Below are 23,854 nucleotides of genomic sequence, written 5' to 3'. Positions count from 1 at the left end.
CAAGAACAATGACCACACTGCTGATTGCCGAGCACGACAACGCTCACCTCAAGGACGCCACCCATAAAGCCCTCTCGGCCGCCACGGCTCTGGGCGCTCCCGTGCATGTGCTGGTCGCCGGCTCCAATGCCCGCGCCGCCGCGGAAGCCGCCGCCAAGCTCGGAGGCGTCGAGAAGGTCCTGCTCGCCGATGCCGCTCCTTACGAGCACCAGCTCGCCGAGCCGACCGCCGCGCTCATCGTATCCCTGGCCGGCTCCTACGATGCCCTCGTGGCGGCCGCCACCACCACGGGCAAGAACGTGATGCCCCGCGTCGCGGCCCTACTCGACGTGATGCAGGTCTCCGACATCACCAAGGTCGTCTCGCCCGACACCTTCGAGCGGCCGATCTATGCCGGCAACGCGATTCAGACCGTGCAGGCGACGGATGCCAAGAAGGTGATCACCGTGCGCACCGCCGCCTTCCCGGCGGCCGGTGAGGGCGGCTCCGCTCCGATCGAGACCGTCGGCGCGGCCGAGGATCCAGGCGTGTCGCAGTTCAAGGGCGAAGAGATCGCCCAATCCGACCGGCCGGAGCTGACCTCGGCGCGGATCATCATCTCGGGCGGCCGTTCGCTCGGCTCGGCCGATGCCTTCAAGCAGTACATCGAGCCGATCGCCGACAAGCTCGGAGCCGCCATGGGCGCCTCGCGCGCCGCCGTGGATGCCGGTTATGCGCCTAACGACTGGCAGGTCGGCCAGACCGGCAAGGTGGTGGCGCCCGACCTCTACATCGCGGTCGGCATTTCAGGCGCCATTCAGCACCTGGCCGGTATGAAGGACTCGAAGGTGATCGTCGCGATCAACAAGGACGAAGAAGCCCCGATCTTCCAAGTGGCCGATTACGGCCTCGTCGGTGACTTGTTCACGATCCTGCCCCAACTCCAGGAGGAGTTGACCAAAGCGGGTCGATAGGGTCAGGAATAGACACTGGACCGGGCGGGTCTCCCGCCCGGATTGTTTTGAGGGCACAGGGACGCCCGAGGCAGCAGGCAGATGGGTATCACGATCAGAACTGTTGGCGTCATCGGCGCCGGTCAAATGGGCAGCGGCATCGCCCATGTTTGCTCGCTCGCAGGTTTCGACGTCCGGCTCCACGACATCTCCGAGGAGCGCATCAATACCGGGCTGGCCACGATCAACGGCAACATGGCCCGTCAGGTCGCCAAGGAGGTGATCACCGATGCGGCCCGCCGCGAGGCGCTCGAGCGCATCCAGCCGGCCCCCACCTACGACGACCTCGGGGCCTGCGATCTCGTGATCGAAGCCGCGACCGAGAACGAGGAGGTGAAGCGCAAGATCTTCACCAATCTCTGCCCGTCCCTGCGTCCCGACGCGATCGTCGCCACCAACACCTCGTCGATCTCGATCACGCGCCTTGCCGCTGCAACCGACCGGCCGGAGAAGTTCATCGGCATCCACTTCATGAACCCGGTGCCCCTGATGCAGCTCGTCGAGCTGATCCGCGGCATCGCGACCGAGGACCCGACCTACGAGTCGGCCAAGGAGTTCATCAGCAAGCTCGGCAAGACCGCGACCGTGTCGGAGGACTTCCCGGCCTTCATCGTCAACCGCATCCTGCTGCCGATGATCAACGAGGCGATCTACACCCTCTACGAGGGCGTCGGCTCGGTCGATGCAATCGACACCGCCATGCGGCTCGGCGCCAACCATCCGATGGGCCCGCTCCAGCTTGCCGATTTCATCGGCCTCGACACCTGCCTGTCGATCATGCAGGTGCTGCACGAGGGGCTGGCCGACTCCAAGTACCGGCCCTGCCCGCTTCTGGTGAAATACGTGGAGGCCGGCTGGCTCGGCCGGAAGGCGAAGCGCGGGTTCTACGACTATCGCGGCGAGAAGCCGGTTCCGACCCGCTAGCGCATCGTGCGGAAAAGTGGCCCCGGTTTTCCGCTCTCAACGATGCGCGGCTGAGAGAGTGGAGCATCGGAACCGGTTCCAAAAGTGGAGCCACTTTTGGGTCCGATGCTTAAGGATTTCTTCCCGCCCCATCTGTTCGCCCGGAGGCGTCCCCTTTATCCTGCGCAAAGCAGAAAAAGGGGCGTGGGGCCATGTTTCAATATTCGCTGCGTGCGGCAGCCGCCGCCCTGGTGCTCGCCGGCGTGGCCATCTCTTCGAGCCAGGGCCTCGCACAAACGCATGCCCCCTCCCCCGACCCGTTCTGGAACGTGCCCGACATCGGCTCCCTGCCGGACGACGATCAGGGGCGTCTGGTGAGGAGAGGCCGCGACCTGATCACGGCCACCTATGCCCATATCGGCCCCGGAGTGGCCGATCCGGCCAAGCGCTATGCCGGCAACAACCTGGCCTGCCGCAACTGCCATCTCGACGCCGGCGCGAAGAAGTTCGGCAACCCGCTCTGGGGGCTCCTCGGCCAGTTTCCGCAGTATGACGCGGAACAAGGCGAGGCTATCAGCCTCGAGCAGCGGCTCAACGCCTGCATGACCCGCAGCATGAACGGGCGCCCCCTGCCGGCCGATGCGCCGGAGATGAGGGCCATGGTGGCCTACATCGCCTTTCTGTCCTCCGGCGTGAGGCCCGGCGAGACCCTGACCGGGTATGGAGCCGGCCATATGCCCGAGCTCGACCGCGCCGCCGACCCGCAGCGTGGACGGGAGATCTTTCAGCGGACCTGCGTCGCCTGCCACGGTGCGAACGGCGAAGGCCTTCGTCGGGACGCCTCCGTGGCCGATCTCGGCTACATGGTCCCGCCGCTCTGGGGACCCGACAGCTTCAATGACGGAGCCGGCATGAACCGCCTCACGACGATCGCCAATTTCGTGCATTTCAACATGCCGAACGGCGTGAGCTATGTCCTGCCGCGCCTTTCGCCTGAAGAGGCCTGGGACGTGGCGGCCTTCGTGGTCTCGCAGCCGCGCCCCCAAAAGGCGGATCTCGACAAGGATTTCCCGGACAGGCTGCGGAAGCCCGTCGACGCGCCCTACGGCCCCTATGCGGACGGCTTCAGCCGGGAGCAGCACGTCTACGGCCCCTTCGGGCCGATCCGGGAGGAGCTGGCCCGCCTGAAGGCGGCCCGCGGCCCCAAGCCCGCCCCTTAGATCCAGCGGTGAAACAGGTCCGTGAAGAAGTAGGGACCGAAGCTCCAGAGGCCGGCCCAGAGAGCCGCCCCGAGGATGTTCGCGGCCACGAAGTGACGCCAGGGCATGGCGATGGAGCCCGCCACGACCCCGTTGAGCTGACGGAGCAGAACGACGAAGCGCGCCGTCATGACCATGACGAAGCCTCTCCGGCGAGCCAGATCCTCCACGTGCTCCAAGCGCTCCGGCGTCAGCTTGACGAGGTGCCCGAAGCGCTGAAGCAGCAGCCGTCCGCCGAAGCGTCCGATGAGGTAGCCGGTGCTGTCCCCGAGGACGCCGCCGAACCAGGCGGCCAGAAACACATGCTCGATGGCGAGATCGCCCCGGACCGCCAGCAGGGACGCGGCAAGCAGAGCGCTTTCTCCCGGCAACGGCGCCCCGAAGGACTCGAGATAGATGATGAGGAAGAGCGCGAAGGCCCCGTAGGCGGCGACGGCAGGCTCGATCCAGGCCAGGCCCTGCTGAAGGATGCTCATCGATTTCCCGTAAAACAGGAGCGGGAGGAAGGTCAGGCTTCCTATCATCGGACATGAGGCATTTCATCTGCCGTTTTTTTTGTGGGTGCGGCACCGACGACCGAGGATCTGCGCTTCACAACAATGTCACAGTGACCTAGTCTTAATACATACGGGGTGCAGATCTTCTCGCTGTGAGGAGGTGAGGTGACGATACACGTCCAGCCTGTTGTGAGACCGGAGGCCTGCCCGGCCCTCGTCCTCAATGCCGATTTCCGGCCCTTGAGTTACTACCCCTTGTCCATCTGGTGCTGGCAGGATGCGATCAAGGCGGTCTTTCTCGACCGGGTGAACATCGTCTCGGAATACGACAAGGTCGTGCGAAGTCCGACCTTCGAGATCCGCCTCCCCTCGGTGATTTCGCTCAAGACCTACGTCAAACCCTCACGGCACCCGGCTTTCACCCGCTTCAACGTCTTTCTTCGCGACCGTTTCACCTGCCAATATTGCGGTGCCCGCGAGGACCTGACCTTCGATCATGTCATCCCCCGGTCGAAGGGGGGACAAACGACCTGGGAAAACGTGGTTGCCGCCTGCGCCCCCTGCAATCTGAAGAAGGCCGACCGGCTGCCCCGCGAAGTGGAGATGTGGCCCCGGCAGAATCCCTTCGCCCCGACCGTTCACGACCTGCATTCCAACGGACGCCTTTTCCCGCCGAACTACCTGCACGACAGCTGGCTCGACTATCTCTACTGGGACAGCGAACTCGAGCCGTAGGCCTTCCTTAGGCTCACCGCCCGTTACGCGCCGTCAGGGCCGCGAAGGCCGCGAGCGCCAACGAAATCACCACGTTCCATCCCGCAAGCGACAACCCCAGGAAACGCCAGGCTGCCTCCGTGCAGCTGACGACCCGCGTCGTCTGCAGCTGGTTGAGGAAGTCGCCCATGTTGCCGGCAGCCGATGCAGGCGCGCCGCCGCAATCGCTGGGCCCCGCCCAGAAGCCCCATTCGACGCCGGCGTGATAGGCCCCGAGCCCCGCGCTGACGAGGAACACGAGCGCCAGCAGCCAGAGACCGGCCCTCGTCCAACGAGGCGGCAGCAACGCCGCCACCAAGGCAAGGGGGATGGCGGCATAATACGGATTGCGCTGGATGAGGCAGAGCTTGCAGGGGACATAACCCAGCCCGTGCTCGAAGACGAGCGCGCCCCCGATCGTCGCCGCCGCCCCCAGGGCGATGGCAAGGGCCGACTGGCGCAAGGTGAGACCGAACCGCATCGGCGCCTCCTTCAGAACAGATACCGGAACGCCACGAAGCCGCCCACCAGGGCCACGATGGCGAGCCCCGCGATCAGATTGAAGTGACGATCGATCAGGCTTTTGATCACCGGCCCGAAGCGGGTCATCAGCAGGGCGATGACAAAGAAGCGGGCGCCCCGGGTGACGATCGAGAGCACCACGAACCAGAACAGGCTGTACCCGGCGAAGCCCGACGTGATGGTGACGAGCTTGTAGGGGATCGGCGTGAGGCCCTTCAGGAGAATGACCCAGTGGCCGTATTCCGCATAGGAATGCCGGAAGGTCTCGGCTCCCTCCGCGAGTCCGTAGACCTGAAACAGCCAGCTTCCGATGGAGTCGTAGAGGAACAGGCCGATCATGTAGCCCAAGACCCCGCCTATGACGGACGAGACGGTGCAGATCAGGGCATAGGCCCAGGCCCGGTCCGGGCGAGCCAGCATCATCGGAACCAGCATCACGTCCGGCGGCACGGGAAAGAAGGAGCTCTCCGCGAAGGACACGGCGGCCAGCGCATAGGGCGCCGAGGGCCGGGCCGCGAGGGAGAGGGTCCAGTCATAGAGGCGTCTGAGCATGGGAGACCGTGGCCGTGTCCGGATCGTCTGTGGCGGTTCTGGCGCCCCTTTGAGCACAAGCGGACGCCGCTGGCGAGAGGCTTGCCTGCGGCGCGCCTTCGCATCTCCCGCATTGACCATGCTTCGCCGGGCATGGTACTCGGCACTTCCTTGCCCCTGTGGCGGAATTGGTAGACGCGCTCGACTCAAAATCGAGTTCCGCAAGGAGTGCTGGTTCGATCCCGGCCAGGGGCACCATAGCCTTTAGATCGCATTGATTTTCCTCGTATTTTTCGGGGTCTTTGTCCCACTGTTTTCCACCGAGCCCGAAAGTGGGACAGTTTCGTTCTCGGTTTGACGCGGCACCATGAGGTGCGCGGCATCTCCAGCAAGCCGCTTCCGGTTTGCCTTGCGTGTGTAGAGAGCGGCCATCTTCGGATCAGACCAACCGTAGATCGCCATGAGTTGGGGCTCGCTCGCCCCGTTCTCGGCTGCGATCGTCGCGCCGGCCTTGCGTAGGCCATGCGGTGAGCAATGAGGCAGCCCGGCCTCAGTGCACCAGTCCCGGAACTTATTGCCGAAACTGTCTCCGCTCGCCCACGCGCGGCCATGATCCGAAATCATGAAGGTCAGATCGCCCTTCTCAGAGGTGGCGTCGATGACCTCCCGCAGTTCAGGCAGCACGGGGATCTCAATCTCGACGTGCTTCCTGAGCCGGTTCTTGTAGACACGGAATTTCAGTTGGCCGTCTCGTATATGCTGCCGACCCAACTGAACCACGTCCGAGCGCCGTGCGCCGGTATAGAGTAACAGCGCAAGCGCGAGGCGCGCCTTGGTGCCAATCGGATGGCGCTGCTCGTACTGACGCACCTCTTCGACGGTCCACGTGTGCCAGCCTTCAGGATTGTGGCTCCGAAGCTTTTTCACGCTGGCAGTGGGATCGGCTGGAATGTGCTCGTAATCAACGGCGAAGGCGAAGAGCCCGCGCAGGGCCTTCAAAAAGGTGTTTGCTGCCTCTGGCTTGTCCTTCCGGCGGTCCATGCCCTTGCGGATGACCTTCGCAGTAATGCTCGAGATCGGCTCGTCGCCAGCCTTCTCACACAGCGCCTCTAGCTCGCGGCGCCGTATTTTGCGGGTCCGCGGCGACGGGCAGCGATCTGAAAAGAATGCGGAGCCTAAGTACTCCTCGACAAGCCACCGGACCGTGTTCGGCTTTGCCTTCGGGCGCTTGGCAGATGGCTCCGATTGGAGCTTGCCCTCGACCGCGAGCCGATAGGACTCCATGAAGGGTTCGGACCACGGAATGCCCTTCAGTCTGATCTTCTTCTGGCCAGGGCGCCGGAAATAGATGCGGGGATTGCCATGGCGGTCCACGTCTTCAGTGCAGTACTTGGGCAATCTGTGGGGCATATTAGATCTCGATCTCACGGCCATTGGTGGCCTCTTCGGGATCGGAGATCAGATCAGCAGCCATGTCTAGCTTGCGGATGTCCCACCGCACGCAGCCATCTATCCGGCACGGCTTGGGCATTCGGCCATCTGCAACCATCTGGTCGAACTTTGTCGGACTGACGTCGATGTAGAAGGCGGCATCCTCACGCCGCAGGAACCGGCGTGGCCGGATCTCAAACCTGGCATACGTAACGGGAGTGGGATGCGCTTCACGTCGGGACATTTACTCACCCTCTTCATACGCGAGGTGGCTTTTCAGGCGATCGATGTCTGATTTCCTCGCAGTGAGCGGGCTTGTTCTGCCGTTGACTTTGTGAGCCTGGAGAATGCCCTTGGCTGCCCAGCGGCGAGCGGTGCGCTCGGAGATCCCGAGCGACCGACCGATGACTTTTGCGCCGCGGATGAGACGGTCACTGCTCATTCTCCGTCTCCCGTCGGCAAATAGCCGTCTTCGGTAAGACCAAAGCGGGAGATTTCATGCGCTCGCTGATGCCGCTTCCGGAGCTCGCGATATCGGGTCTCTTCCCCCGATTGCATGATCACCTTGCGGCCCTCGTCATCCTGTGAGACGTCTTGGATCCATAGGGCTTCCAGCCGCTTGTACTCCGCGGTCTCATCGAAGCTCAGGCCCACGAGGCAGTTCCGGCCTTGATCGTCCTTCGTCCAGATCCCGAAGAAGTCATGCTCCGGGGAATAAGGGTTCTCGAACTTGGGCTCTGGAACGTCGAAGGATGGGATGGGCTCCTCATTGACGACAGCATTCAGCTTCGCGATCGTCTCATCGATCAAGCGATCCACGTCGATAACCTGGCAGGCGATCGGGAGGGGCGAAGCCTCCTGGCCGTCCTTGATCGGAACGAAGGCCCAATCATCACCCGCCTTATTCGGATGGAAGGCCATGGCGAAATGCCGGCATCCCTCGAGGGAGGTTCCTGTCAGCCTGCCACTCGCCCGGCGCTCAACCTGATCAGCCAGGATGTAGACCCACCGTAGCGGGAAGCCGATCCCGCTGGCGATGATGGCAGTGTTGATCTTCAGAATGTCGCCGCCAGTGAACATCCGGCGACGGCCTGTGCCAGGGTTATGCTCGCTGCGGAGCGTAACCTGCTTGCGGTCCAAAATGCCCTTTAGGGTGCCGCTCGAGGTGTCGCAAACCCTGAGGACGTCATCCCGCGAGAATTGAGGATCGTAGAGGATCGGGGGGAAGAGTTCGATTACCATGAGCCTAAAGATAACAGCCTGTTATCTTCGCGGCAAGAGCGAGATAACAGCCTGTTATCTTAAACTGCGGACAACTTCGGACACTCTCCCTGCTGGCTAGGCGGAATACGCCTTCATGCGGAGCAGATCCCGGACCATAGCCAGCATGATCGTCTCGTCTGTCGGGCCATTCATCTCAAGGTGCCGGGCGAACTCGCTCTCAATCTCGTCCTCGCCACCCATGAACCAGGCATAGACACGGGCCTTGACGGCCAAGCCTTCCATGGTGCGGGCGGGTATCAGTGCGATCCGCTGGCGAAGGTCACTATCGATCTTCGCCAAGCGCTCTTCCTCGGCATAGGCTGCCGTAAGACCGGCCTCCTTTTCCGCTCGCACGCGGGCTGCCACCCATAGGTCATAGGCCGCCACGATCTCGTCGGCCCGCGCCTGTGCGTTCGGATCAGGAACCCATGCACAGACCTGCTCTCCGTTCGGGCCTTCTGTGACTTGGCTCCAATCCTGTTTAAGGCGAGGCTTGGCCCTCAGTTCATCGATCCGGTTCACATACCAGCGTCGGCCGTTCTGATGGTCGCGAGCGCCTACGATCCCAAGAGAGAAGTCGCCTTTCTGTTCGAACAACTCCTCAGGGTGGTCAGGCGCGATCTGCTCGAAGCGCGCTTCAGCGGCATCGAAGGCCTTGCGGTTCGCGTCGAGGGCCGCCGCACTTGCCTCCCACTGGCGACCGAGCGCCAGGAGATCCGCGTCGGGATGCTTTTCGGCATAGACCGGCGCCGCCGCAACGGCAGCCATCGGAATTGAGGCGCCGAGGCCTGCAAGGATCGAGCGACGTGTGATATGGAATTGGGTAGCCATGAAGCGCTCCTAATAGCGTTGAATGGTCAGGCCGCGCTGGGTGCTCGTAACACCCAGCGCGGCCGTTGCGTTTGTATGTCGCTTAGGGATACAATCAGCATACAGGTGGATTGTCAACCGGACCGATATACAAAATGCAAGACGAGAAGAAGACTGCTGTTTTCCAGGTCCGCATGCGACCATCAGTGAAAGCTGCCGGGGAAAAGGCTGCCGCCGATGACAGTCGTTCTCTTGCGTCCCTCATGGAAAAACTCCTGATCGAGTACTTGAAGGAAAAGGGCTACCTGAAGTGAGCGATAGGGTGCGGCCCAGATGGACCCAATCGCGGTGGGGGGTCCCCGTCCTGGGCATTTTGCTACTCTTCAACCTGCTGCTTTTCGTTGCCAACCAACGGGATCTGCTTTCGATCCTGGCAGCGCTTCCTCAGCCAGTAGCAACCTTAATTGCGGGCATCGTAGGCCTCGGCACGATCGCGTGGCAGACGCGGCGTGGTTTTCAAAACCTCATTGCCTCGCAGGAGCACCGTGCGACGCTCGACCGAGATGCCCGTATTCATCAATCTGAGCTCGCGGACGAGCAAGCACAGCGGCAGACGGATCGCGAAACAAAAGTGCTCGCAGCTTCAGTACACGCGGAGCTTTTTGCTCTGCATCGCCAAGTACACAACACGATACAGTCGATTGTCGTGCAGAAGCATATGTACGAAAAGCTCCTACAAGCGAAGAGCACAAGCCTATTTGAATATCGCTTCCCACGATTTCGAACTACAGTATTTGACGAGAACATTTCAAAAATCGGCCTGCTAGGACCTTCGATTGCAGGAGACGTTATCTCAGTCTATGCCACTCTGAGAGTCGAACTCGAGCCAGCTGTACTTAAGGATGCGCCAGCCGATATCATGATTTCTTTGCTCGAGGGGCTGCTAGAGACATATAGAGATCTGGGCGGCGAAATTGTCCACGTTGGTGGAAGGCTTAGCCACGTACAGTTTGGCAACCCAGATCCGGGAACGCTCGTGGATTTCAGGCTGAAGCGCGACGCTGCAAAAGCAAGAGCTAAGTAGGCTGAATCACTTTCCTCAAGTTTGAGGTCACCTGCCCCTCAAACCCAAGCGCCACAAGGGTTTGAGAGTAGTGAATCCACACTATGGAAATCACCGCCCAGCAAGGCGGGAGGGTTTCGCGCGCCTATGCTCGGTAGAGCCTTCTACAGTGAGGACTCGTTGATCTAGGTTTCCCCGCCCGCTAGGATCATGTGAAACCAATGGGGCAGAGCGTGACGGAAGAAAGCAACGAAGGTGTTGATGGTACAGTCCACAAAGCTTCTGATATGCAAGAGTTCATATTCGAGGTTCCGCTTTACCAGAAAACCACCCTCAAGAACCCTCAAGATTTTTCTCGGACCCTCAGGAACGAGGCAAACCCGTTCGATGCATTTTGCCCGCATTGCAACAACGAAAGTATATTCGAGCGCAGTGGGCCCCATTATGGGGGTACACATGGTAACGGCAGGTACGATCTAAACTATAAGTGTCGGAGGAATTCCGATCACAGTGTCCTCGCTTTTGTGCTCAAGTCTAATGACACTTTTACTAAAATTGGTCAGTTTCCATCATTGGCCGATATCGCGCAGAAGGATGCTGCACCGCTTGTAAAGCAGCTTAGCAAAACTGATCGGCATGAGTTCAGTAAAGCAATAGGCCTAGCTGCTCACGGTGTTGGCATTGGTTCGTTCGTTTATTTGCGCCGGGTTTTTGAGCGTCTGCTAGATCGCAGATTTGAACTCCACAAAGATCAAGTTGACGCAGAGCAATATCGCAGATCAAAAGTCGTTGATAAGATCGATATGTTGCAAGATTACCTGCCGAAATTCCTGGTAGAGCATAAGACGATCTATGGAATACTTAGCGTCGGAGTTCATGAACTCTCCGAAGAGGCCTGCCGCTCTGCCTTCCCACTTATGAAAGAGTCGATTGAAATAATCCTCGAAGAAGACCTGCGCCTCCGGAAGGAGGAGGAGCGGAGGAAAGCTCTCTCGACTGCTATAAACAAACTGAACGCAGACATATCGGCAAGCCGCACTAGGAAGTAGGGCTTTGAAGATCCTGCGAGCACCGTGACCATCCCGAAGACCAAGCAGTCTTGTGGGCTGATCCTTGCCTCGTTCAGGCCACCCTTGTTCCCGCGCCCACCTGCTTTCGTCTCAACTTGAGACGAAAGGTTTTTGAGTTCTGTAAGTTCGACCCACCGGGCCACCTGCTCATCCCGTTCAAGGGCGGTCAGTTCAGCTCAAGGCACCTGAAAGAGGTCGGCCCCTTCCAAGGGAAAGGCCTCGCCACCCGCTCTTCCAAGTAAGTGAAGAGGCCCTGGTCCTTGAAGGCCGGATGTCGCTAGCCCTCGGCTATGGAATGGCTGATTGGGAGAAGGGTTTCAGCTTGGCCGAACAAAAACCCTCTCGCACTGCCTCATTGATCAATAGAACTGCTGGCCTAGCTCTGGATTGCGGCGCCCTCCCTTGGGGCCGCAGGTGCCCTGGCCGGTTTCCTCTTCCGACACCTCGGCCAGGGCACCTCGTGAGTTCGTAGAAATGCCCGCAGGCCTCTCAAGTGTGGCATGTGTGCGCCACCCGAAACAAAACCTACACGTGCACGCCTCATCAGGCATGCTTTGCTGTTGCGGAGTCGACCTAGGTTATCCTTTCCTAGCCGGACCGATTTTCGGCTATGGGGCAAACAATGCGTATGACTATCGCCGGCGCCGTTGCGCTCGGCTTGGTTCTTTCCGGCTGCCAGACAGTTCAGCACCAGACCGCCAGCGGTCGTCCCGAGATCACGGTCGCCCGGCCAGCGGCAGATGTTAAGTCGGCTTGGGCCGGCTACTTGGTCAATCGTGGCTATACGATTACGAAGGACACGGACCTCCAGGTTGTGGGTGAGATCGTACCCAATAATGCGATGGCACACATGTTCTTTGGAAGCCGTTATGATGGGGTTCCGAAGGCCCGGCTCACCGCAACTTACCTCTCCATCGGAGGAGGCACGCGCATGGTTGTCGATCCGGCCATCGTCACAAACCCAGGCTCAGCATTCGAACGGGTTACTCCGCTGAATAACCATCCGGACACGGCCGGCATCCAGCAGACCATGAACGATCTCAAGGAAGCCCTTGATAGAGGCCGGAAGCCGGGCGATGCCGTTGCCGACGCAATCGCCAAGTCAGATGTAAGGCGAGCGGCCTCTCAGCCCACTCAAGCGGCACAGGCGGCCGGCAGTTCTCAGCAACAGGCTCAGTAAGCGAGCACACATGAGAGAGGCCGGGCAGCCTTGCGGACTAATCCCGGCCTAGGCACCTTTGGACTAGGACAAAGCAAGGAGAAAACTTGTCTTCCACGAGTGACAATCCCGTCAGTAATATAACCGGCTCGCCTGAGGGTACGGGCAATACGAGACTGACAAAGTTTCCCGTCGTGAATCTGAAAGAACTCGCAGATCTTCATTGGGCTAATCCGGACATCCTGCGCCAGATCGAAGCCGCACTAGCTCCCAAGTCCACTCCGGCCGCTGTTAGGCTACAGATCAGAATTCAGGATAGGCTATCAGAACTTGAAAGCCAGTCGGCACATGGGGCTGTAGCTGAGATTTCTCAGGAGGAGCCCCCAGCAGTGCTGGTGAAACTCGAAGGACAAGGATCACATGAAGCATCGAAGACGCTCGAGCAGGTTCACACAGACAGATTTTGGTACGTTCAGCATGAAGGTCAGAATAAGGGACCTTACGAATTTACTAAACTTGTGCATCTGATCTCGGCTCATAAGATTGCACCCACTACCTTGGTATGGAGAGCTGGTTGGCTCGAATGGAAAAAGGCGAGTGACGTGCAAGGGCTTTTTAGTCCGCCAGATTTGTCTGCTTCGCACGCAAACAAAAGCGCGCACCTAGAAAATCAAGGTAGATCTGATGCACTTGGCGCGATCCAGAACAGACATAATAACGAAATAGCAATAAGCCATGAGCCGGAGTCTGCGTTCACGAAGTATTTCATCGGGAGCAACTGGTTATATGGATTGATATTACTGGTGATATTTGGCGTATTTGTTGCATCCCACAACCCTGTTGTCGGCACGGTTATTGTTGGGGGCGCTGCCACAGGAGTTGTGACGCAGTTGCTGGTTCTTACTTGGCGCAAGACGGCTGGCAAGCCGTTACATAGAGTGCTTGCCGTTCTTGGGGTTCTGATAATTGCGGCCATTTCTCAAATGGTCCTTTCCGAGATGAGCCGGCACTTATCTTCTGCTGTGCTCCGCAACACGGGAATTCGAGTGCAATAGATCTCCAACAGCCGGTGTTGTTCTTACCTTTCCTCAAATCACCAAGAGTCCCATCGGGCGCTCCTCAAGGTTCTCGTAAATGGATGGCCCGCCGTTCCTGGCATCGGCGCGGCCCGTCGCCATGGCAGCCGCCACGATGCAATCGATCGCCTGCGTGCTTTTGCGCTTCGACAGGTAAGGGAGCCCGGTGTCGCCGTAGATCGGCACGGCATTTTGCACGCACCACCGGAGCACCGGGTGGCCGCCATGACGGAAACGGCGGGCGATGATGGCTTTCTGCAATTCGTTGTAGAACGGCCCCATGGTCATAGGTCGCTGCGGCAGCTCGACCGCCGGCAGATCGTCCGCAATGAGGTTGCCCATGATCTTTGCGGCGAACTTCGGATCGAACGCGATCTCCTGCACGTCGTAGGTGTCGCAAAGCTCCCGGATCTTGGCCTCAATCACGGTGTCATCGATCAGGTCGCCCGGGATGACAGTGAGCAAACCTTCGTCGCGCCATTGCTGCCAGGGAACGTCCGGCAGTTCCTGCGCCCGGCGCTTGAAAGCTGCCTCCGGGAGGAAGGGGAACGTCAGAACCTGCCAGCCGCTGTCCTCGTGCGGGAATGCCGCCACAATGGCAGTGAGGTCATAGCTCTTCGACATGTCGACCGCGAGCCAACAGGCCTCGCCCTCGAGGGCATCCTCGTCGATCGGATCGGCTGCCTCGTCATAGATCGCCATCTCCACCCAGCCGGCCGCACTGCCGTCCGACCAGATGTTGAGGTGTGTCTGCTTGAAACCTTCCCGGAGCTTTGGAAGTTCGCGGGCAAGCCGCGCCTCGGCCCGCAGCTCGTCGAGATCGGGGAAACCCTCGTCCAAGCCTGGATTGACCAGGCGCCAGAGTTCTTCGTCTTCCCAATCCGCGCGGGCATCAGCCTGGAACAGGATCGGCAGGAAAGAGGGATCTTTTGCCGGGTCGTTGTGGCACCTGAGGGCATACTGGAACAGCTCCCAGCAGATCCCTTCCGGGCGCTCGCCGGCCGTCGTGATCACGATGGTGAGGGAGCCGGGTGTTTTGGAGACTCCAGTCTTCAGAGCATTCCAAAGGCTGAAGCCGCGCCACACGTGGAGCTCGTCCGCCAACACGAAGACAGGTGTCTTGCCGTGCTGCGCATCACCGTCTGCCGAGATGGCGACATAGTTGCTCCGGCTCTTCTTGTGCTCGATCCGGTTTTTCGTGTCCCGGAGCCGGGTTGCATCCAGTAGCCGCGGATCGGCGCGAATCATGTCTGAGGCCTCATCAAAGGCAAGGCGGGCCTGTGTCCTGTCGCTGGCGGCCGAGACCACCTGACCGCCCGGGCGCTGCTCCGGGCCGATGGTGTGGCCGAGAGCCAGGACAGAGGCGAGTGTGGTCTTGCGGGCGCCTCGAGGCAGGAGAGCGAAGACGGTTTTCACCTGGCGCTTGCCGCTCTCGTCGGAGGGGCCATAGATCCGCTCGATGATCCGGCGCTGCCATTTGGACTTGAGAGGGCGCCTGTCGGGACCGTCTGCCTTCGGATGCTGCAACAGGTCCGCAAACCGAAGCATGCGCTCGGCCCGGCCTTGAGGATCCGGGATGGGGCTGTCGTCAAATACCCAAGTCGGAATAAGGGTCGTCATAGCCCTCTTCTCCCTCGGGTGGCTTGCCGGCCTTCATGCGTGAAGCGGGCGTGAGGCCCAACTCCGCAGCAAGGCGGCGCTGTTCGGTCAGACTCTGGAACATGGTCTGGAAAGCCGGGTGGCGCTTCGTGCCTGTGTTTGTCTCGACAGTGTCGCCTTCCCGGGCAATAGTTGCCTGGGAGCGGCGAACGGTCCCGGCTGCGAGGCAGTAAGCCTCGACAGTGCCCATGTCGGTATCGGTGAGAACCTTGCGCTTGATCAGGCTCGGGAGGATGCGCTTCCACTCATCCTTCGCCTCATCCGGCAGCCAAGCCGGCGGACGCGGGACCTTGGAGAGGCCGCCCTCGATCATCTGAAGGTTTGGCTTGCGACCGCGCATCAGGCACCTGTCGCAGTGGTGTGAAGCTCGATCCCTTCACGGCGGCCGAGTTCTCTGACCTCGTGGATGTCGTGCTGCCGGCTGTCATAGATGATCCGGTGAGCCGTGGTGATGCCATCCATCCAGCGGATGCGGAAGACCACGCGGCGCTCCGGGGTAATGGCGGAGGCCTGGATGAACTCCCGGCCGGTCTCCTGCTGCACAGAGGCCCAGACGTTTGCCATCTCGGCCCAGGTCGGCACCTCGTTCCCGTATTCGTCCGGAACGGATGTGTAGTGCTCGATCGAGATCCGCCGATCCATGAGGCCTGCGCGCATCAGAACCCCCGGATCCGGTAATCAGCCACCAGGTCCTGCCAGCCGATCGGCGTCTCCATCATGGAGCCGGATGCGACCGTGACGGCCTCCCGGTTCTTGTAAAGATGCCCGACAAGCATCTTGATCGCGGTGCGGATAGGCTCCGGAACGTCCTCCGGCGCATCTCCATAGCCGGCCGTGAAGGTGACGGAGACCCTGCCCGGGGAGTACGGGATGAAGGGCCAGGACTTACCGCACACGGGGCTGATGGCTGTCAGATGATCATCGAGAAGGCCCGCGACCATGTAGGCGTCGGCTGCGAGGGTCTGCTCGATCCCAGTTGTGTCTCGGTAGGTGATGGCGCTCACGGCACTCACAGGAGCGAAGGGGAGATCGATCACCCGCGGGAAGCCGTCCAGAGTGGCCGTCCATGTCTGGGTAATCAGCGCTCGTCCCAGGAGCCCGCGCGGGCCATCCAGCTTCTGCCGTGCCGTGGTGATGAGGTTCGAGAGGAGATCGTCCTCGAGATCATTGGTGACGCGCAGATGATCCTTCACCTCATCAAGGGTGACTGGCTCGACCGCCGGCGGGGTGATGAGCTGAAGCCTCATGGTTCAATCCTCCGGCCGAAGCCACCCTCAGTCAGGACGGCCTTGCGGCTGTTGCAGCGGCGGTTCATGGGCTGCCAGTTCGATCGGCTCCAGAAGAGCCGCTTGTCGCCTTTATGAGCCTGCTTGTGATCCACCATGTCGGCGGGCTTGCCGCAGCCGCAGGCGCAAAATCTGTTCTCGGGAAGAGCGAGGAAGGCCTTGCTCTCTCGCTCCCACTTGCTGTTGTAGCCCCGTTCCCGAGCGCTGGGACGGCGCGCGTCGACACGGCGCTGCCTCTCCCGTTCGCGCCCGGCCTGACAAGGGCAAGCGCCCCCGGCAGCAATCTTGTGGCCGCAACTGCAAATCCGGGGCGCCCGCATCGTCATGAACTAGGCCCGCGCCGATGCCCGAGGATGGCCATCACGGCGATACCGGTCCCCTTCGTGCTCTTGCCCTTCGGCGCCAGGGAGAGGCGCACATAGCGGCGATGCCCCGTGGTGCCTCCGGTGTAGCCGAACGGGGCATCAAGGCCGGCCTCGCCCAGCACGTTGTTAGGGCGGACAAGTTCCCATTCCTTACCGTCGTCGGAATGTTCCATAGCAAGCTCGAAGCCACCGGAGCTGCCGCCCTCGACCATGGAGATGGCGAAGGTGAGTGAGTCATAGCCGGCCGTGTCGACGGACTTGCCCTCTGCCTTGCCGGAATAGACACCCGGCTCGATCACAGGGACCACTTTGATGTTGCTGCGATTGTCACGCATGGGCTGTCCTCCTGTGAGGGGAAGCGGCCTTAGGAGGCCGCCACCTTCACCTTCACGAAGCGGTCGGGATGGGTGACATCGCCGCCCACACGCTTGCGAGCGTGGAAGGTCGTGATGCCGTTGCGGGCGCGGGTGTAGGGATCGCGCAGGACAGAGAGGCCAATGCGGTCCACGATGCGGTAGCCGGACCAATCACCGAACACGATCGGGAAGGCTCCCGCCGCGACATCGGGCATGTCCACTGCCTCGATCACCGGACGGCCCAGGAGGGTCGACGGAGTGCCTTCAGTGACCGGGTTCATCAGCAGATAGCGGCCCTGGCCGTCCTTCCACTGGCTCATGATGCCCATGGTATTGCGGTTCATCAGCCAGGCGCCACGCTGCGCATAGGCAGACGGCAGGGCGTAGTAGGCCTTCACGATGGCATCAGCCGGGTCCGTGGCCGCAAAGCCATCGGCCTTCCCGGTGATGATCTCCGGAATACCCGTCGCCGTGAGGATGCCCCGCGGCTGCTTGGTGCCCGTGCCGGCGACGAAGGCGGCGCCCTCTTTCTTGCCAAAGGACTCGGCGTAATCGAGACGGAGCTCTTCCTCGAGATTGTAGGCATTGTCCTCCAGGAGCTGGTTCGACACTTCCGTGAAGGTCGCCAGTTCCCAGGGCGTGAGGCTCATCTGGTCGAAGACAGGCTCGGAGGCCGTGCGGTCCTCGATCTCGTCCACCCAATAGGCCGTCGTGCCGGAGACGCGCCGCGGATAGCGGATCTCGGGGCCGGTGATCTGCACCACGCGGGCATAGTTCCGGATGGGCGAGAACTCCACCATGTCCTTGAAGAGCTCGGCGCCGATCGTCTCCGGAGCGAGGTAGCCGGCGGATGGATCGTTGGCGACAGTGAGGGTCTTCACCTCGTCGGCCGGCATGCGCTCGATGCCGCGACGGAGGAAGGACTCGAAGGCCTTGCGCTCCTGATCGTCATCCGTCTTGGTCGATCCGGTGCCCGGGCGATTGAGCTTCGTCTCCAGTTCGTCGGCGCGGTCCTTCGCGGCCTTCACCTCGTTCTGCAGACCGGCCATCTTCTCCTCGAAGGTGGCTTGCAGGGCTGCGATGGCGGCCGGAACGTCGTCCGGACCGCCCTCTTCCTTGATCTCAAGGGCTGCGCTCTTGGTTTCGAGCGCTCGGGTAGAGAAGTGCTTCATGTGTTCCTCACAGAGAGCGGAGCGCCGCCGTGGCGCGGTTGAGAGCGGCAACGATGGATCGCGCCCGCTCGGGATCGTGCTCGCCCTTGACGGCCGAAACGGTCGCATCGGGGAGCATGGGGAAGGTCACGATGGAGATCTCTCGCAGATCCACTTCATCGAGGTATCGAAGGCCCTTCTGGCGATCGATCGTGTCTTTGAGGGCGCGGTAGCCGATGGAGAGGCCGTCCAAGGCCCCTTCCTTCATCAGCGCATAGGTCTCGGCGCCCTTCGTTGTGTCCCGGATCAGGCGGCCCTTCACGTGCAGGCCGCGGCTGTCCTCGGAGATGGCTGTCCACACGCCGATCGGCTCATCCATGAAGTGCTGCCGGAGCATCTTCACCTTGTTCGCCGGGCGGGCCTGGAGGGACTTCGTGAAGGCTCCCTTGCGCACGACATCGCGGCCGAGATCCACCTTGCCCCACACGCTGGCATAGCCCTCGAATTCGCCACCGTCCGAGACAGCCTTCGTGTCGAGTTCAAGCGTGAAACCGCTTTCGATCTTCATTCCTAAGGCTCCTCAGAAGTTGTGTCCGAGGCGGCCTGGACGTTCGGGTTGATGAACTCGTCGCCGCCTTCGTAGGGCGGACGATTCTCCATGGCGCGGGCCTCGTTCGGGTTGATCACCCGGGATGCGATGAGCTGCTGATAGGCGCTGGCGCGGGCTGCGAGATCGGCGCGCTGGAAATCGTCCACCAGGAACTCGGCAAAGAACTTCTGCCGCTCGTCCTTCGTGAAGACGGCGCGGCGAAGGGCTCCCTCCCACTGCTTCAGCCAGGGCATGAGCGTGTAGGTGAGAAAGACGCGGCCCATCTCTTCCGAGTTCGACCAGGTGGCGCGTCCAAGCTCCATCAGGAGGTGCGGCGGGACGCGGAAGATGCGGGCAATCTGCTCGATCTGGAACTTGTTGAGCTCCAGGAACTGCATGTCGACCGAATTGAAGCTCAGAGGCTCAAAGCTCATGTCCTCCTCGAGGACAGCCGTGCCGCCTGCATTGTCGCCGGAATGGGCGTTGTTCCAGGCGGCCCGGATGCGGGCAACTGCGTCTTTCGAAAGCTTTCCGGCCAGCTTCAGGACGCCGCTGGGCCGGCCGCCGTTGCCGAGGAGACGGGCTGCATGCCGCTCCTGCGCGATGGCGATGCCAATGGCCTCGGCTGCGAGTCGTACCGGGCTCTTGCCGATAAAGCCGTCCGTCGAAAGGCCGTGAATGTGAATGATCTGGTCGGGCATGAACACCCGCTGGCTCTTGCCCTCAGTGAGGGCATAGCGGGGCGCCCCGGTCTCGGTGTTGATGGAGACGGCAGTCGGCGCCAGGCGGATGATCTCGCGGACGGTGCCGCCGACGCGGTTCACGAACCCGTAGCCATTGCCGTGCAGGAGGGCGTCCGTCTGAAGCTGGAGCTTCAGGTCATAGGCGCTCTGCCATTCGTTGGCGTCGTCGTGCAGAAGGGCGTAGGCCGGGTGTGCGGTGGCCCGTGCCTTCGAGCCATCTTCGCCGCGCTGGTAGGTGATCAGGGGGAGCTGCGCGACCGCCTCGGCAATCACGCGGACGGCACAGGCAACAGCCGGCACCCGAAGGGCGCTCTCGGCTGAGACAGAAATGCCGGAAGCTGTTCCAGGCAATGCCCCGAATAGGGCCAGGAGTTCTTCACCGGGCGCGGCAAGCGTCCAATTCTTTTGCTCCTGCTCGTCAGTCTTCTTGCGGCGCCAGTGGAACATAAACTCTCCGAAACTAGAGAGATTATGTGCCTGAAAGCCTTACCTAAGAAGGGTTTAGGCGCATAAACTACGGACAACTTAGGACAGCGCCGAAAGTCTTTCCCCAGAACTGCTCAATTTCCAGTGTGTCCCGCGGAAAGGAGGGGGGCGCGGTCCGCTGCTGCGGAGCAAAGTCTGCCAAGACCGGGGGCTTGACGAACGTGCAATATTGGACTCATTTTGTACTTCGTACGAATGAGACTCAAATTGGATGACTGTTATGGCCCCGCGAAAGACTCCCACTGGTTCAAAGCTCCTTGCCAATAAGAAGGCTCCTAAGAAGAGCCCTCCGAAAAGGAAGAAGTCTCTGTTCTACAAGTTAACACCGGCGCGAGAGGCACTTCCTGAACTAATCCGTAGGGTTGATAGGGAAGGTGTCACCATCATGATAGGCGGCTCTGAGACGAAGCCTTACTTCCGCCTGTACCCAGATGACGAGGATATTGAAGTCGTAGAAGAGAAGTCAGCCGACAGTGCACGGAAAAGCTTTAAGACAACTTGCGATCGCATTCGCTATCAGGATGTGCGGTTCAGGCTGACTGCCGCAGGAGGACACTCTGCCCTATTGGAGCACCACCCCGAGGATCGGGAGCGCGCGAAAAAGGTGTTTGGCGAGGATGCCGTCATTCTTGGCCCTCAACTCACCCAAGATATCCAAGCCATGACGAGCGCAATCGGCCTTTTACAGGACACTCAGCGTGAGACTGTAGAACGCACTGCTGCGATCCTTGTAAAGGTTCAGCAGCATGCCAGAGACACGTTTGCCAAACAGGAAAAACTGGAACGCGAACTCCGTGATCTCACCCATGAACTCCGGCAGCTTGTTTCGAAACTGAGGCTGCCAGCATGATCTGACCCGCCCCAGGGAGGGCAGCAGCGCGCCGACCCTCCCTGCCGTTCAGGCTACGAACCGCCCTTCACTCGCTTTTTGATCACCTCAAGACCAAGGTGTGGAACTTGCACCGTGGTAAGGCATCGCGCATAGAGTTCCAGCAGTTCGTCTTGTCGCGCAGTGTCTTCATGTTGGATGAGTGCCAACAGATCAAACGCGACACGTTCTTTCGAGTTGTCCTTGATCTCGATTGGTCCTTGGATCTTTGTCGTATCGGTCATTTGTATTCCCTTGTTAGGCGAGGATAGCCAAGCTTAGCACAACCTAGGGGCGACAGTTCAAGAGGTATCGCTGGAGGCCGGCATCCTCCTCGATCACGACATCCGTGCGGCTTGGTGCCGGCATGTCCTCGTCGTCATCTCTGATCCATTCACCATCACTACCGCCTAACGCTCTGTAGGCAGCTTGTGCCTGACGCACCATTGCCTGGCGCAGTTGGTCATTGGTGATGGTGAGGGAGCGACGCGTATCCAGCCCTTCCAGCTTTGGCGGCCACACGGTCAGTCCTTGGCGTGGTGTCCTCACAAAGGCGCAGCCCTGGAGGCTGAAGCCGTTAGCCTCGGCGGAGAAGTAGGCCAGGATCGTATAGCCATTCCTCCCTGGCTTGGGCTGAGGAACACGTGTCAGGCCAGTGATGGTGACAGAGTTGATGGGGTTCATGGTCTACTCCTCACTGATTAGGATTTGCGAAGCACGCGAAGCAGTCTTGCTCTGTTCGCCATCTGAGCCGTTTCTGATCTCGCGCGCGTATGCCCCGATAAGATCGGTAAGAAAGTAAGATCGAGAGCTAGTCATCCACCCTGCCCTCCACCGCGCCATCCTCTCCATTCCTTATCTTCTTATCGTTCTTATTGGGGGGAGACGTCTGGGTCTCGATAAGATCGGCCCTGTCAGGATGGATGTACCGACCGCGCTTTGCCTTAAGCACCTCTCCAGCCTTCATCATCTTGTAGAGCAGCTGATCGATGTTGTTCCGATCGGCACTCGTTGCGATGGAGATCTCGCGCGGACCCATAGGCTCATCAGCATCATGGAGCGTCGCAAGGATGGCGGACCGCTCGTCGGTCCGCCGCACCTCGGATGCCTGCCCAAGGACGAACCAGCGACAGTCGCCCTTGTTGAACTCGACTGCGCTCTCGATTTCCTCGATGTCGCGGCCTCGCCCGTAGATGGTGGCCCCATTGCTGTCCCGGTCGAGAACAATGGTCGTGTCCGCCGCGCCGGAGAGCCCTAGAGTGCCGCTCACCTTCTCGAAGGGGTCCACATCGCTGCCGCCTTTGCGGGTGTGATGGACCACGACGATTGCGACACGGTATTCGGAGGCCAGCGCCTGCAAGCCTTTGATGGCGTGGTAGTCGGCCTCGTACAGGTTCTCCTTGTCGCCACGGGCCGGTTTGAACATGGCCAGCACATCCACGATGATGAGGCGTGGATACCGGACGCTCCTGATCCAATCCCGGATTGCATCAATCCCGCCCTCATTCGCCCGCGGACATTCGGTGGCATAGTGGAAGTTCTCAGGCCAATCAGCGAGCGGGCCTAGAACCTTGTCCATGCGCTTTTGCAGCCGGCGCTCGTTGTCTTCGAGCGCGAGATACAAAACGTCACCTTGTTCGCATAGGACACCGCCGAGGCAGGACTCGCCCATGGCCACCGCCAAGCCCATCTCGAGCACCAGCCAGCTCTTGCCCAGCTTCGGACGGCCCGCCAGCAACGTGCACCCCTCGGCAATGTAGCCAGGCACCACGTATTTGATCGGTTCGAATTCCTTCTGCCGCAACCGATAAGCGGAAGAAAATCGGACCCTGGCAGGCTTTTCGGCTTGCCTTGGCGCCCAATCGTCCACCTCCACAGGGCCGAGGTCGATATCGGCGAAGGGGTCGTCCTTAAGCGGCGCGTTCATCGGCCCCTCCATGCTTTTCGGTTTTCAGGTCTTTGAGGGTGCCAAGGGCGGCGCGGGTGTAGGCCACCATGCGCCGGATGGCATATTCGAGCCCGGCGTCGTCTCCGATCTCGGCGTAGGTCGCCCCGAGCTCGGCCTGGATCCGTGCCATGGACAGGCTTTCCGCGATGAACTCCCGATAGGCGGCCGGTGTGCCGTGGCTGATATGATTAGCCATAAGCCACCTCCCAGCCTTGGAAGTGGCGCCGGTCGTCACTCCAAATCGGGATGAGACTTGCCAGATGGGGAGCCTTGGCCCTATGTTCGGCCTTGGAAGTTCTATCTTGCTTCCGGGGTTTTTCGCCGCCGTTCCGGGGTCCAGCCGGTGCGGCGGTTTTCTTTTGGGGGCCCACTAGAGGATCCGACGGTGGGACAACCGTGCCAAAAAGCCTTTGAACCGTGTGGGAGATTTGGACTGTCCCACTGTCCGTAAGTTGTTGTTTTTTCTCGTTTGACCTGCCCCGGCCAGGGGCACCATTCCGACGATCCGCAAAAAGTGATGTCGTTGCGCGCCTTCAGGAGAGAAGCCCTGACGGACCTGCGCGAACTTTGGCCTTTACGTCACCTGACGTAGTCGCAAGCGAATCGCCGCTGGTAGCACGCCCGATCATAGGGGCCGAAAGCGTATTTTCTAATCTTGGCCATATGCTTCCATGATCTTCATCGCTCTATTGCCAAGCTGACGCCACATTTACTTATGATTTACGCCAAGGTTTAACCACAGACCTTAAGCATGCGAACAACATGGCCTGAATTGGCAAGGATCTGTCTTCATATCACAAGACAGGCCGACTTGGCCATGTGTATTCGAATCCCTGTTCTTAAGACGTAGATCGAAAGAACGCACCCCACCTCGGCCTACAAAGAAAAAATCCTAAAAGCAGTCCTTTCATACAGGCCGAAAAGACAGAATTACCTGCAATTATACTTCATCAATACCCTCCATTCAGAGAGGGTTCATGAAGGGGCAAACGCATGACATTCTCTGCATCGCAGTGGCAGCCGACCACCTACGACAACGACACGTTCAAGCTCGACAACTATGACTTCATGGTC

General features: G+C 60.5%; 30 protein-coding genes and 1 tRNA gene. 11 read left to right on the top strand and 20 right to left on the bottom strand.

Annotated elements, in window-relative coordinates; all coding sequences use genetic code 11:
• The first annotated feature begins 8 nt into the window (after window positions 1-8).
• The 3 genes from DES45_RS23685 to DES45_RS23675 all read left to right on the top strand — a co-directional run bounded on the left by DES45_RS23685 (window position 9) and on the right by DES45_RS23675 (window position 3,115).
• A complete protein-coding gene (locus DES45_RS23685; RefSeq protein WP_114773269.1) occupies window positions 9-953 on the top strand; it encodes an electron transfer flavoprotein subunit alpha/FixB family protein in 945 nt (314 codons plus the stop codon).
• Between the two features lie 81 nt (window positions 954-1,034).
• The gene (locus tag DES45_RS23680) at window positions 1,035-1,916 is read left to right on the top strand and encodes a 3-hydroxybutyryl-CoA dehydrogenase (protein ID WP_114773267.1); all 882 of its coding nucleotides are present in this window, start codon (window positions 1,035-1,037) and stop codon (window positions 1,914-1,916) included.
• Between the two features lie 191 nt (window positions 1,917-2,107).
• Window positions 2,108-3,115 (top strand): c-type cytochrome, encoded by a 1,008-nt coding sequence (locus tag DES45_RS23675; RefSeq protein WP_114773265.1) that lies wholly within the window; start codon window positions 2,108-2,110, stop codon window positions 3,113-3,115.
• Here the strand turns inward: DES45_RS23675 and DES45_RS23670 are convergent.
• Window positions 3,112-3,609: a DedA family protein gene (locus DES45_RS23670; RefSeq protein WP_114773325.1), complete on the bottom strand. Its 498-nt coding sequence runs from the start codon at window positions 3,607-3,609 to the stop codon at window positions 3,112-3,114. The genes DES45_RS23675 and DES45_RS23670 overlap by 4 nt on opposite strands.
• Before the next feature lie 207 nt (window positions 3,610-3,816).
• On the opposite strand from DES45_RS23670, the gene DES45_RS23665 reads away from it, so the two are divergent.
• The gene (locus DES45_RS23665; protein WP_114773263.1) at window positions 3,817-4,386 is read left to right on the top strand and encodes an HNH endonuclease; all 570 of its coding nucleotides are present in this window, start codon (window positions 3,817-3,819) and stop codon (window positions 4,384-4,386) included.
• A 13-nt stretch (window positions 4,387-4,399) separates the two neighbouring features.
• On the opposite strand, the gene DES45_RS23660 is transcribed toward DES45_RS23665, so the two are convergent.
• Complete coding sequence (locus DES45_RS23660; RefSeq protein WP_114773261.1) at window positions 4,400-4,885, bottom strand: disulfide bond formation protein B; 486 nt, start codon at window positions 4,883-4,885, stop codon at window positions 4,400-4,402.
• 11 nt (window positions 4,886-4,896) lie between these two features.
• Window positions 4,897-5,478: a YqaA family protein gene (locus DES45_RS23655; protein WP_114773259.1), complete on the bottom strand. Its 582-nt coding sequence runs from the start codon at window positions 5,476-5,478 to the stop codon at window positions 4,897-4,899.
• Between the two features lie 152 nt (window positions 5,479-5,630).
• Here DES45_RS23655 and DES45_RS23650 point away from each other — a divergent pair.
• Window positions 5,631-5,715: transfer RNA gene (locus DES45_RS23650), tRNA-Leu, on the top strand.
• Window positions 5,716-5,721: 6 nt separating this feature from the next.
• On the opposite strand, the gene DES45_RS23645 is transcribed toward DES45_RS23650, so the two are convergent.
• The 5 genes from DES45_RS23645 to DES45_RS23625 all read right to left on the bottom strand — a co-directional run bounded on the left by DES45_RS23645 (window position 5,722) and on the right by DES45_RS23625 (window position 8,982).
• A complete protein-coding gene (locus DES45_RS23645; RefSeq protein ID WP_245571871.1) occupies window positions 5,722-6,867 on the bottom strand; it encodes a tyrosine-type recombinase/integrase in 1,146 nt (381 codons plus the stop codon).
• Window position 6,868: 1 nt separating this feature from the next.
• Window positions 6,869-7,132, bottom strand: a complete 264-nt coding sequence (locus tag DES45_RS23640; protein WP_114773253.1) for a helix-turn-helix transcriptional regulator — start codon at window positions 7,130-7,132, stop codon at window positions 6,869-6,871.
• Entirely contained in the window at window positions 7,133-7,330 is a 198-nt protein-coding gene (locus tag DES45_RS23635) for a hypothetical protein (protein ID WP_114773251.1), read from the bottom strand. It lies immediately after the preceding gene.
• Window positions 7,327-8,028, bottom strand: coding sequence for a hypothetical protein (locus tag DES45_RS23630; RefSeq protein WP_147282495.1), 702 nt, complete (start codon window positions 8,026-8,028; stop codon window positions 7,327-7,329). Before DES45_RS23630 ends, DES45_RS23635 begins: the two co-directional genes overlap by 4 nt.
• Window positions 8,029-8,226: 198 nt before the next feature.
• Window positions 8,227-8,982: a hypothetical protein gene (locus DES45_RS23625; protein ID WP_114773247.1), complete on the bottom strand. Its 756-nt coding sequence runs from the start codon at window positions 8,980-8,982 to the stop codon at window positions 8,227-8,229.
• A 134-nt stretch (window positions 8,983-9,116) separates the two neighbouring features.
• Between DES45_RS23625 and DES45_RS25320 the strand changes: the two genes are divergently transcribed.
• The 5 genes from DES45_RS25320 to DES45_RS23605 all read left to right on the top strand — a co-directional run bounded on the left by DES45_RS25320 (window position 9,117) and on the right by DES45_RS23605 (window position 13,308).
• Entirely contained in the window at window positions 9,117-9,275 is a 159-nt protein-coding gene (locus DES45_RS25320; protein WP_170151619.1) for a hypothetical protein, read from the top strand.
• Window positions 9,272-10,045 carry a hypothetical protein gene (locus tag DES45_RS23620; protein WP_114773245.1) on the top strand — a complete coding sequence of 258 codons (774 nt, stop codon included), beginning with the start codon at window positions 9,272-9,274 and terminating at the stop codon, window positions 10,043-10,045. Before DES45_RS25320 ends, DES45_RS23620 begins: the two co-directional genes overlap by 4 nt.
• A 212-nt stretch (window positions 10,046-10,257) precedes the next feature.
• Window positions 10,258-11,073 carry a short-chain dehydrogenase gene (locus DES45_RS24890; protein WP_147282494.1) on the top strand — a complete coding sequence of 272 codons (816 nt, stop codon included), beginning with the start codon at window positions 10,258-10,260 and terminating at the stop codon, window positions 11,071-11,073.
• A 643-nt stretch (window positions 11,074-11,716) separates the two neighbouring features.
• Complete coding sequence (locus DES45_RS23610) at window positions 11,717-12,274, top strand: hypothetical protein (protein WP_147282493.1); 558 nt, start codon at window positions 11,717-11,719, stop codon at window positions 12,272-12,274.
• Window positions 12,275-12,360: 86 nt separating this feature from the next.
• A complete protein-coding gene (locus DES45_RS23605; protein WP_114773239.1) occupies window positions 12,361-13,308 on the top strand; it encodes a DUF4339 domain-containing protein in 948 nt (315 codons plus the stop codon).
• A 33-nt stretch (window positions 13,309-13,341) separates the two neighbouring features.
• Here DES45_RS23605 and DES45_RS23600 read toward each other — a convergent pair whose 3' ends face one another.
• From DES45_RS23600 to DES45_RS23560, 8 genes are all read right to left on the bottom strand, one after another.
• On the bottom strand, window positions 13,342-14,949 hold the full coding sequence (locus DES45_RS23600; protein ID WP_114773236.1) for a terminase large subunit: 1,608 nt from the start codon (window positions 14,947-14,949) through the stop codon (window positions 13,342-13,344).
• A complete protein-coding gene (locus DES45_RS23595) occupies window positions 14,918-15,301 on the bottom strand; it encodes a phage terminase small subunit P27 family (protein ID WP_245571870.1) in 384 nt (127 codons plus the stop codon). The genes DES45_RS23600 and DES45_RS23595 overlap by 32 nt, the downstream gene beginning before the upstream one ends.
• 26 nt (window positions 15,302-15,327) lie before the next feature.
• Window positions 15,328-15,645: a phage head closure protein gene (locus tag DES45_RS23590; protein WP_114773232.1), complete on the bottom strand. Its 318-nt coding sequence runs from the start codon at window positions 15,643-15,645 to the stop codon at window positions 15,328-15,330.
• Complete coding sequence (locus DES45_RS23585; protein ID WP_114773230.1) at window positions 15,645-16,235, bottom strand: head-tail connector protein; 591 nt, start codon at window positions 16,233-16,235, stop codon at window positions 15,645-15,647. Before DES45_RS23585 ends, DES45_RS23590 begins: the two co-directional genes overlap by 1 nt.
• A 361-nt stretch (window positions 16,236-16,596) precedes the next feature.
• Window positions 16,597-16,974, bottom strand: coding sequence for a hypothetical protein (locus DES45_RS23575; protein WP_114773226.1), 378 nt, complete (start codon window positions 16,972-16,974; stop codon window positions 16,597-16,599).
• Window positions 16,975-17,003: 29 nt separating this feature from the next.
• The gene (locus DES45_RS23570; protein ID WP_245571869.1) at window positions 17,004-18,167 is read right to left on the bottom strand and encodes a phage major capsid protein; all 1,164 of its coding nucleotides are present in this window, start codon (window positions 18,165-18,167) and stop codon (window positions 17,004-17,006) included.
• 7 nt (window positions 18,168-18,174) lie between these two features.
• Window positions 18,175-18,714 (bottom strand): HK97 family phage prohead protease, encoded by a 540-nt coding sequence (locus tag DES45_RS23565; protein ID WP_114773222.1) that lies wholly within the window; start codon window positions 18,712-18,714, stop codon window positions 18,175-18,177.
• Window positions 18,715-18,716: 2 nt separating this feature from the next.
• Complete coding sequence (locus DES45_RS23560; protein ID WP_114773220.1) at window positions 18,717-19,925, bottom strand: phage portal protein; 1,209 nt, start codon at window positions 19,923-19,925, stop codon at window positions 18,717-18,719.
• Between the two features lie 250 nt (window positions 19,926-20,175).
• On the opposite strand from DES45_RS23560, the gene DES45_RS23555 reads away from it, so the two are divergent.
• Entirely contained in the window at window positions 20,176-20,814 is a 639-nt protein-coding gene (locus DES45_RS23555) for a hypothetical protein (RefSeq protein ID WP_147282492.1), read from the top strand.
• A gap of 53 nt (window positions 20,815-20,867) precedes the next feature.
• Here the strand turns inward: DES45_RS23555 and DES45_RS23550 are convergent, their stop codons facing one another.
• The 4 genes from DES45_RS23550 to DES45_RS23535 form a co-directional block, all read right to left on the bottom strand.
• Window positions 20,868-21,077, bottom strand: a complete 210-nt coding sequence (locus DES45_RS23550; protein ID WP_114773216.1) for a hypothetical protein — start codon at window positions 21,075-21,077, stop codon at window positions 20,868-20,870.
• Window positions 21,078-21,120: 43 nt separating this feature from the next.
• On the bottom strand, window positions 21,121-21,516 hold the full coding sequence (locus tag DES45_RS23545) for a hypothetical protein (RefSeq protein WP_114773214.1): 396 nt from the start codon (window positions 21,514-21,516) through the stop codon (window positions 21,121-21,123).
• A gap of 127 nt (window positions 21,517-21,643) precedes the next feature.
• Window positions 21,644-22,759, bottom strand: a complete 1,116-nt coding sequence (locus tag DES45_RS23540; protein ID WP_170151616.1) for an AAA family ATPase — start codon at window positions 22,757-22,759, stop codon at window positions 21,644-21,646.
• Window positions 22,743-22,976, bottom strand: a complete 234-nt coding sequence (locus tag DES45_RS23535; protein WP_114773210.1) for a hypothetical protein — start codon at window positions 22,974-22,976, stop codon at window positions 22,743-22,745. The genes DES45_RS23540 and DES45_RS23535 overlap by 17 nt, the downstream gene beginning before the upstream one ends.
• Window positions 22,977-23,854 lie beyond the last annotated feature (878 nt).

This window comes from Microvirga subterranea, assembly GCF_003350535.1.
GTDB lineage: Bacteria > Pseudomonadota > Alphaproteobacteria > Rhizobiales > Beijerinckiaceae > Microvirga > Microvirga subterranea.
This window is presented reverse-complemented; position numbering and strand designations above follow the sequence as displayed.

Coding starts and splice junctions, on each gene's coding strand:
- DES45_RS23575 (WP_114773226.1), bottom strand. CDS start 16,974: ATGCGTGACAATCGCAGCAACATCAAAGTGGTCCCTGTGATCGAGCCG.
- DES45_RS23610 (WP_147282493.1), top strand. CDS start 11,717: ATGCGTATGACTATCGCCGGCGCCGTTGCGCTCGGCTTGGTTCTTTCC.
- DES45_RS23570 (WP_245571869.1), bottom strand. CDS start 18,167: ATGAAGCACTTCTCTACCCGAGCGCTCGAAACCAAGAGCGCAGCCCTT.
- DES45_RS23565 (WP_114773222.1), bottom strand. CDS start 18,714: ATGAAGATCGAAAGCGGTTTCACGCTTGAACTCGACACGAAGGCTGTC.
- DES45_RS23555 (WP_147282492.1), top strand. CDS start 20,176: ATGACTGTTATGGCCCCGCGAAAGACTCCCACTGGTTCAAAGCTCCTT.
- DES45_RS23590 (WP_114773232.1), bottom strand. CDS start 15,645: ATGCGCGCAGGCCTCATGGATCGGCGGATCTCGATCGAGCACTACACA.
- DES45_RS23635 (WP_114773251.1), bottom strand. CDS start 7,330: ATGAGCAGTGACCGTCTCATCCGCGGCGCAAAAGTCATCGGTCGGTCG.
- DES45_RS23640 (WP_114773253.1), bottom strand. CDS start 7,132: ATGTCCCGACGTGAAGCGCATCCCACTCCCGTTACGTATGCCAGGTTT.
- DES45_RS23545 (WP_114773214.1), bottom strand. CDS start 21,516: ATGAACCCCATCAACTCTGTCACCATCACTGGCCTGACACGTGTTCCT.
- DES45_RS23655 (WP_114773259.1), bottom strand. CDS start 5,478: ATGCTCAGACGCCTCTATGACTGGACCCTCTCCCTCGCGGCCCGGCCC.
- DES45_RS23625 (WP_114773247.1), bottom strand. CDS start 8,982: ATGGCTACCCAATTCCATATCACACGTCGCTCGATCCTTGCAGGCCTC.
- DES45_RS23600 (WP_114773236.1), bottom strand. CDS start 14,949: ATGACGACCCTTATTCCGACTTGGGTATTTGACGACAGCCCCATCCCG.
- DES45_RS23550 (WP_114773216.1), bottom strand. CDS start 21,077: ATGACCGATACGACAAAGATCCAAGGACCAATCGAGATCAAGGACAAC.
- DES45_RS23585 (WP_114773230.1), bottom strand. CDS start 16,235: ATGAGGCTTCAGCTCATCACCCCGCCGGCGGTCGAGCCAGTCACCCTT.
- DES45_RS25320 (WP_170151619.1), top strand. CDS start 9,117: ATGCAAGACGAGAAGAAGACTGCTGTTTTCCAGGTCCGCATGCGACCA.
- DES45_RS23675 (WP_114773265.1), top strand. CDS start 2,108: ATGTTTCAATATTCGCTGCGTGCGGCAGCCGCCGCCCTGGTGCTCGCC.
- DES45_RS23535 (WP_114773210.1), bottom strand. CDS start 22,976: ATGGCTAATCATATCAGCCACGGCACACCGGCCGCCTATCGGGAGTTC.
- DES45_RS23540 (WP_170151616.1), bottom strand. CDS start 22,759: ATGAACGCGCCGCTTAAGGACGACCCCTTCGCCGATATCGACCTCGGC.
- DES45_RS23685 (WP_114773269.1), top strand. CDS start 9: ATGACCACACTGCTGATTGCCGAGCACGACAACGCTCACCTCAAGGAC.
- DES45_RS23560 (WP_114773220.1), bottom strand. CDS start 19,925: ATGTTCCACTGGCGCCGCAAGAAGACTGACGAGCAGGAGCAAAAGAAT.
- DES45_RS23680 (WP_114773267.1), top strand. CDS start 1,035: ATGGGTATCACGATCAGAACTGTTGGCGTCATCGGCGCCGGTCAAATG.
- DES45_RS23660 (WP_114773261.1), bottom strand. CDS start 4,885: ATGCGGTTCGGTCTCACCTTGCGCCAGTCGGCCCTTGCCATCGCCCTG.
- DES45_RS23595 (WP_245571870.1), bottom strand. CDS start 15,301: ATGATCGAGGGCGGCCTCTCCAAGGTCCCGCGTCCGCCGGCTTGGCTG.
- DES45_RS23645 (WP_245571871.1), bottom strand. CDS start 6,867: ATGCCCCACAGATTGCCCAAGTACTGCACTGAAGACGTGGACCGCCAT.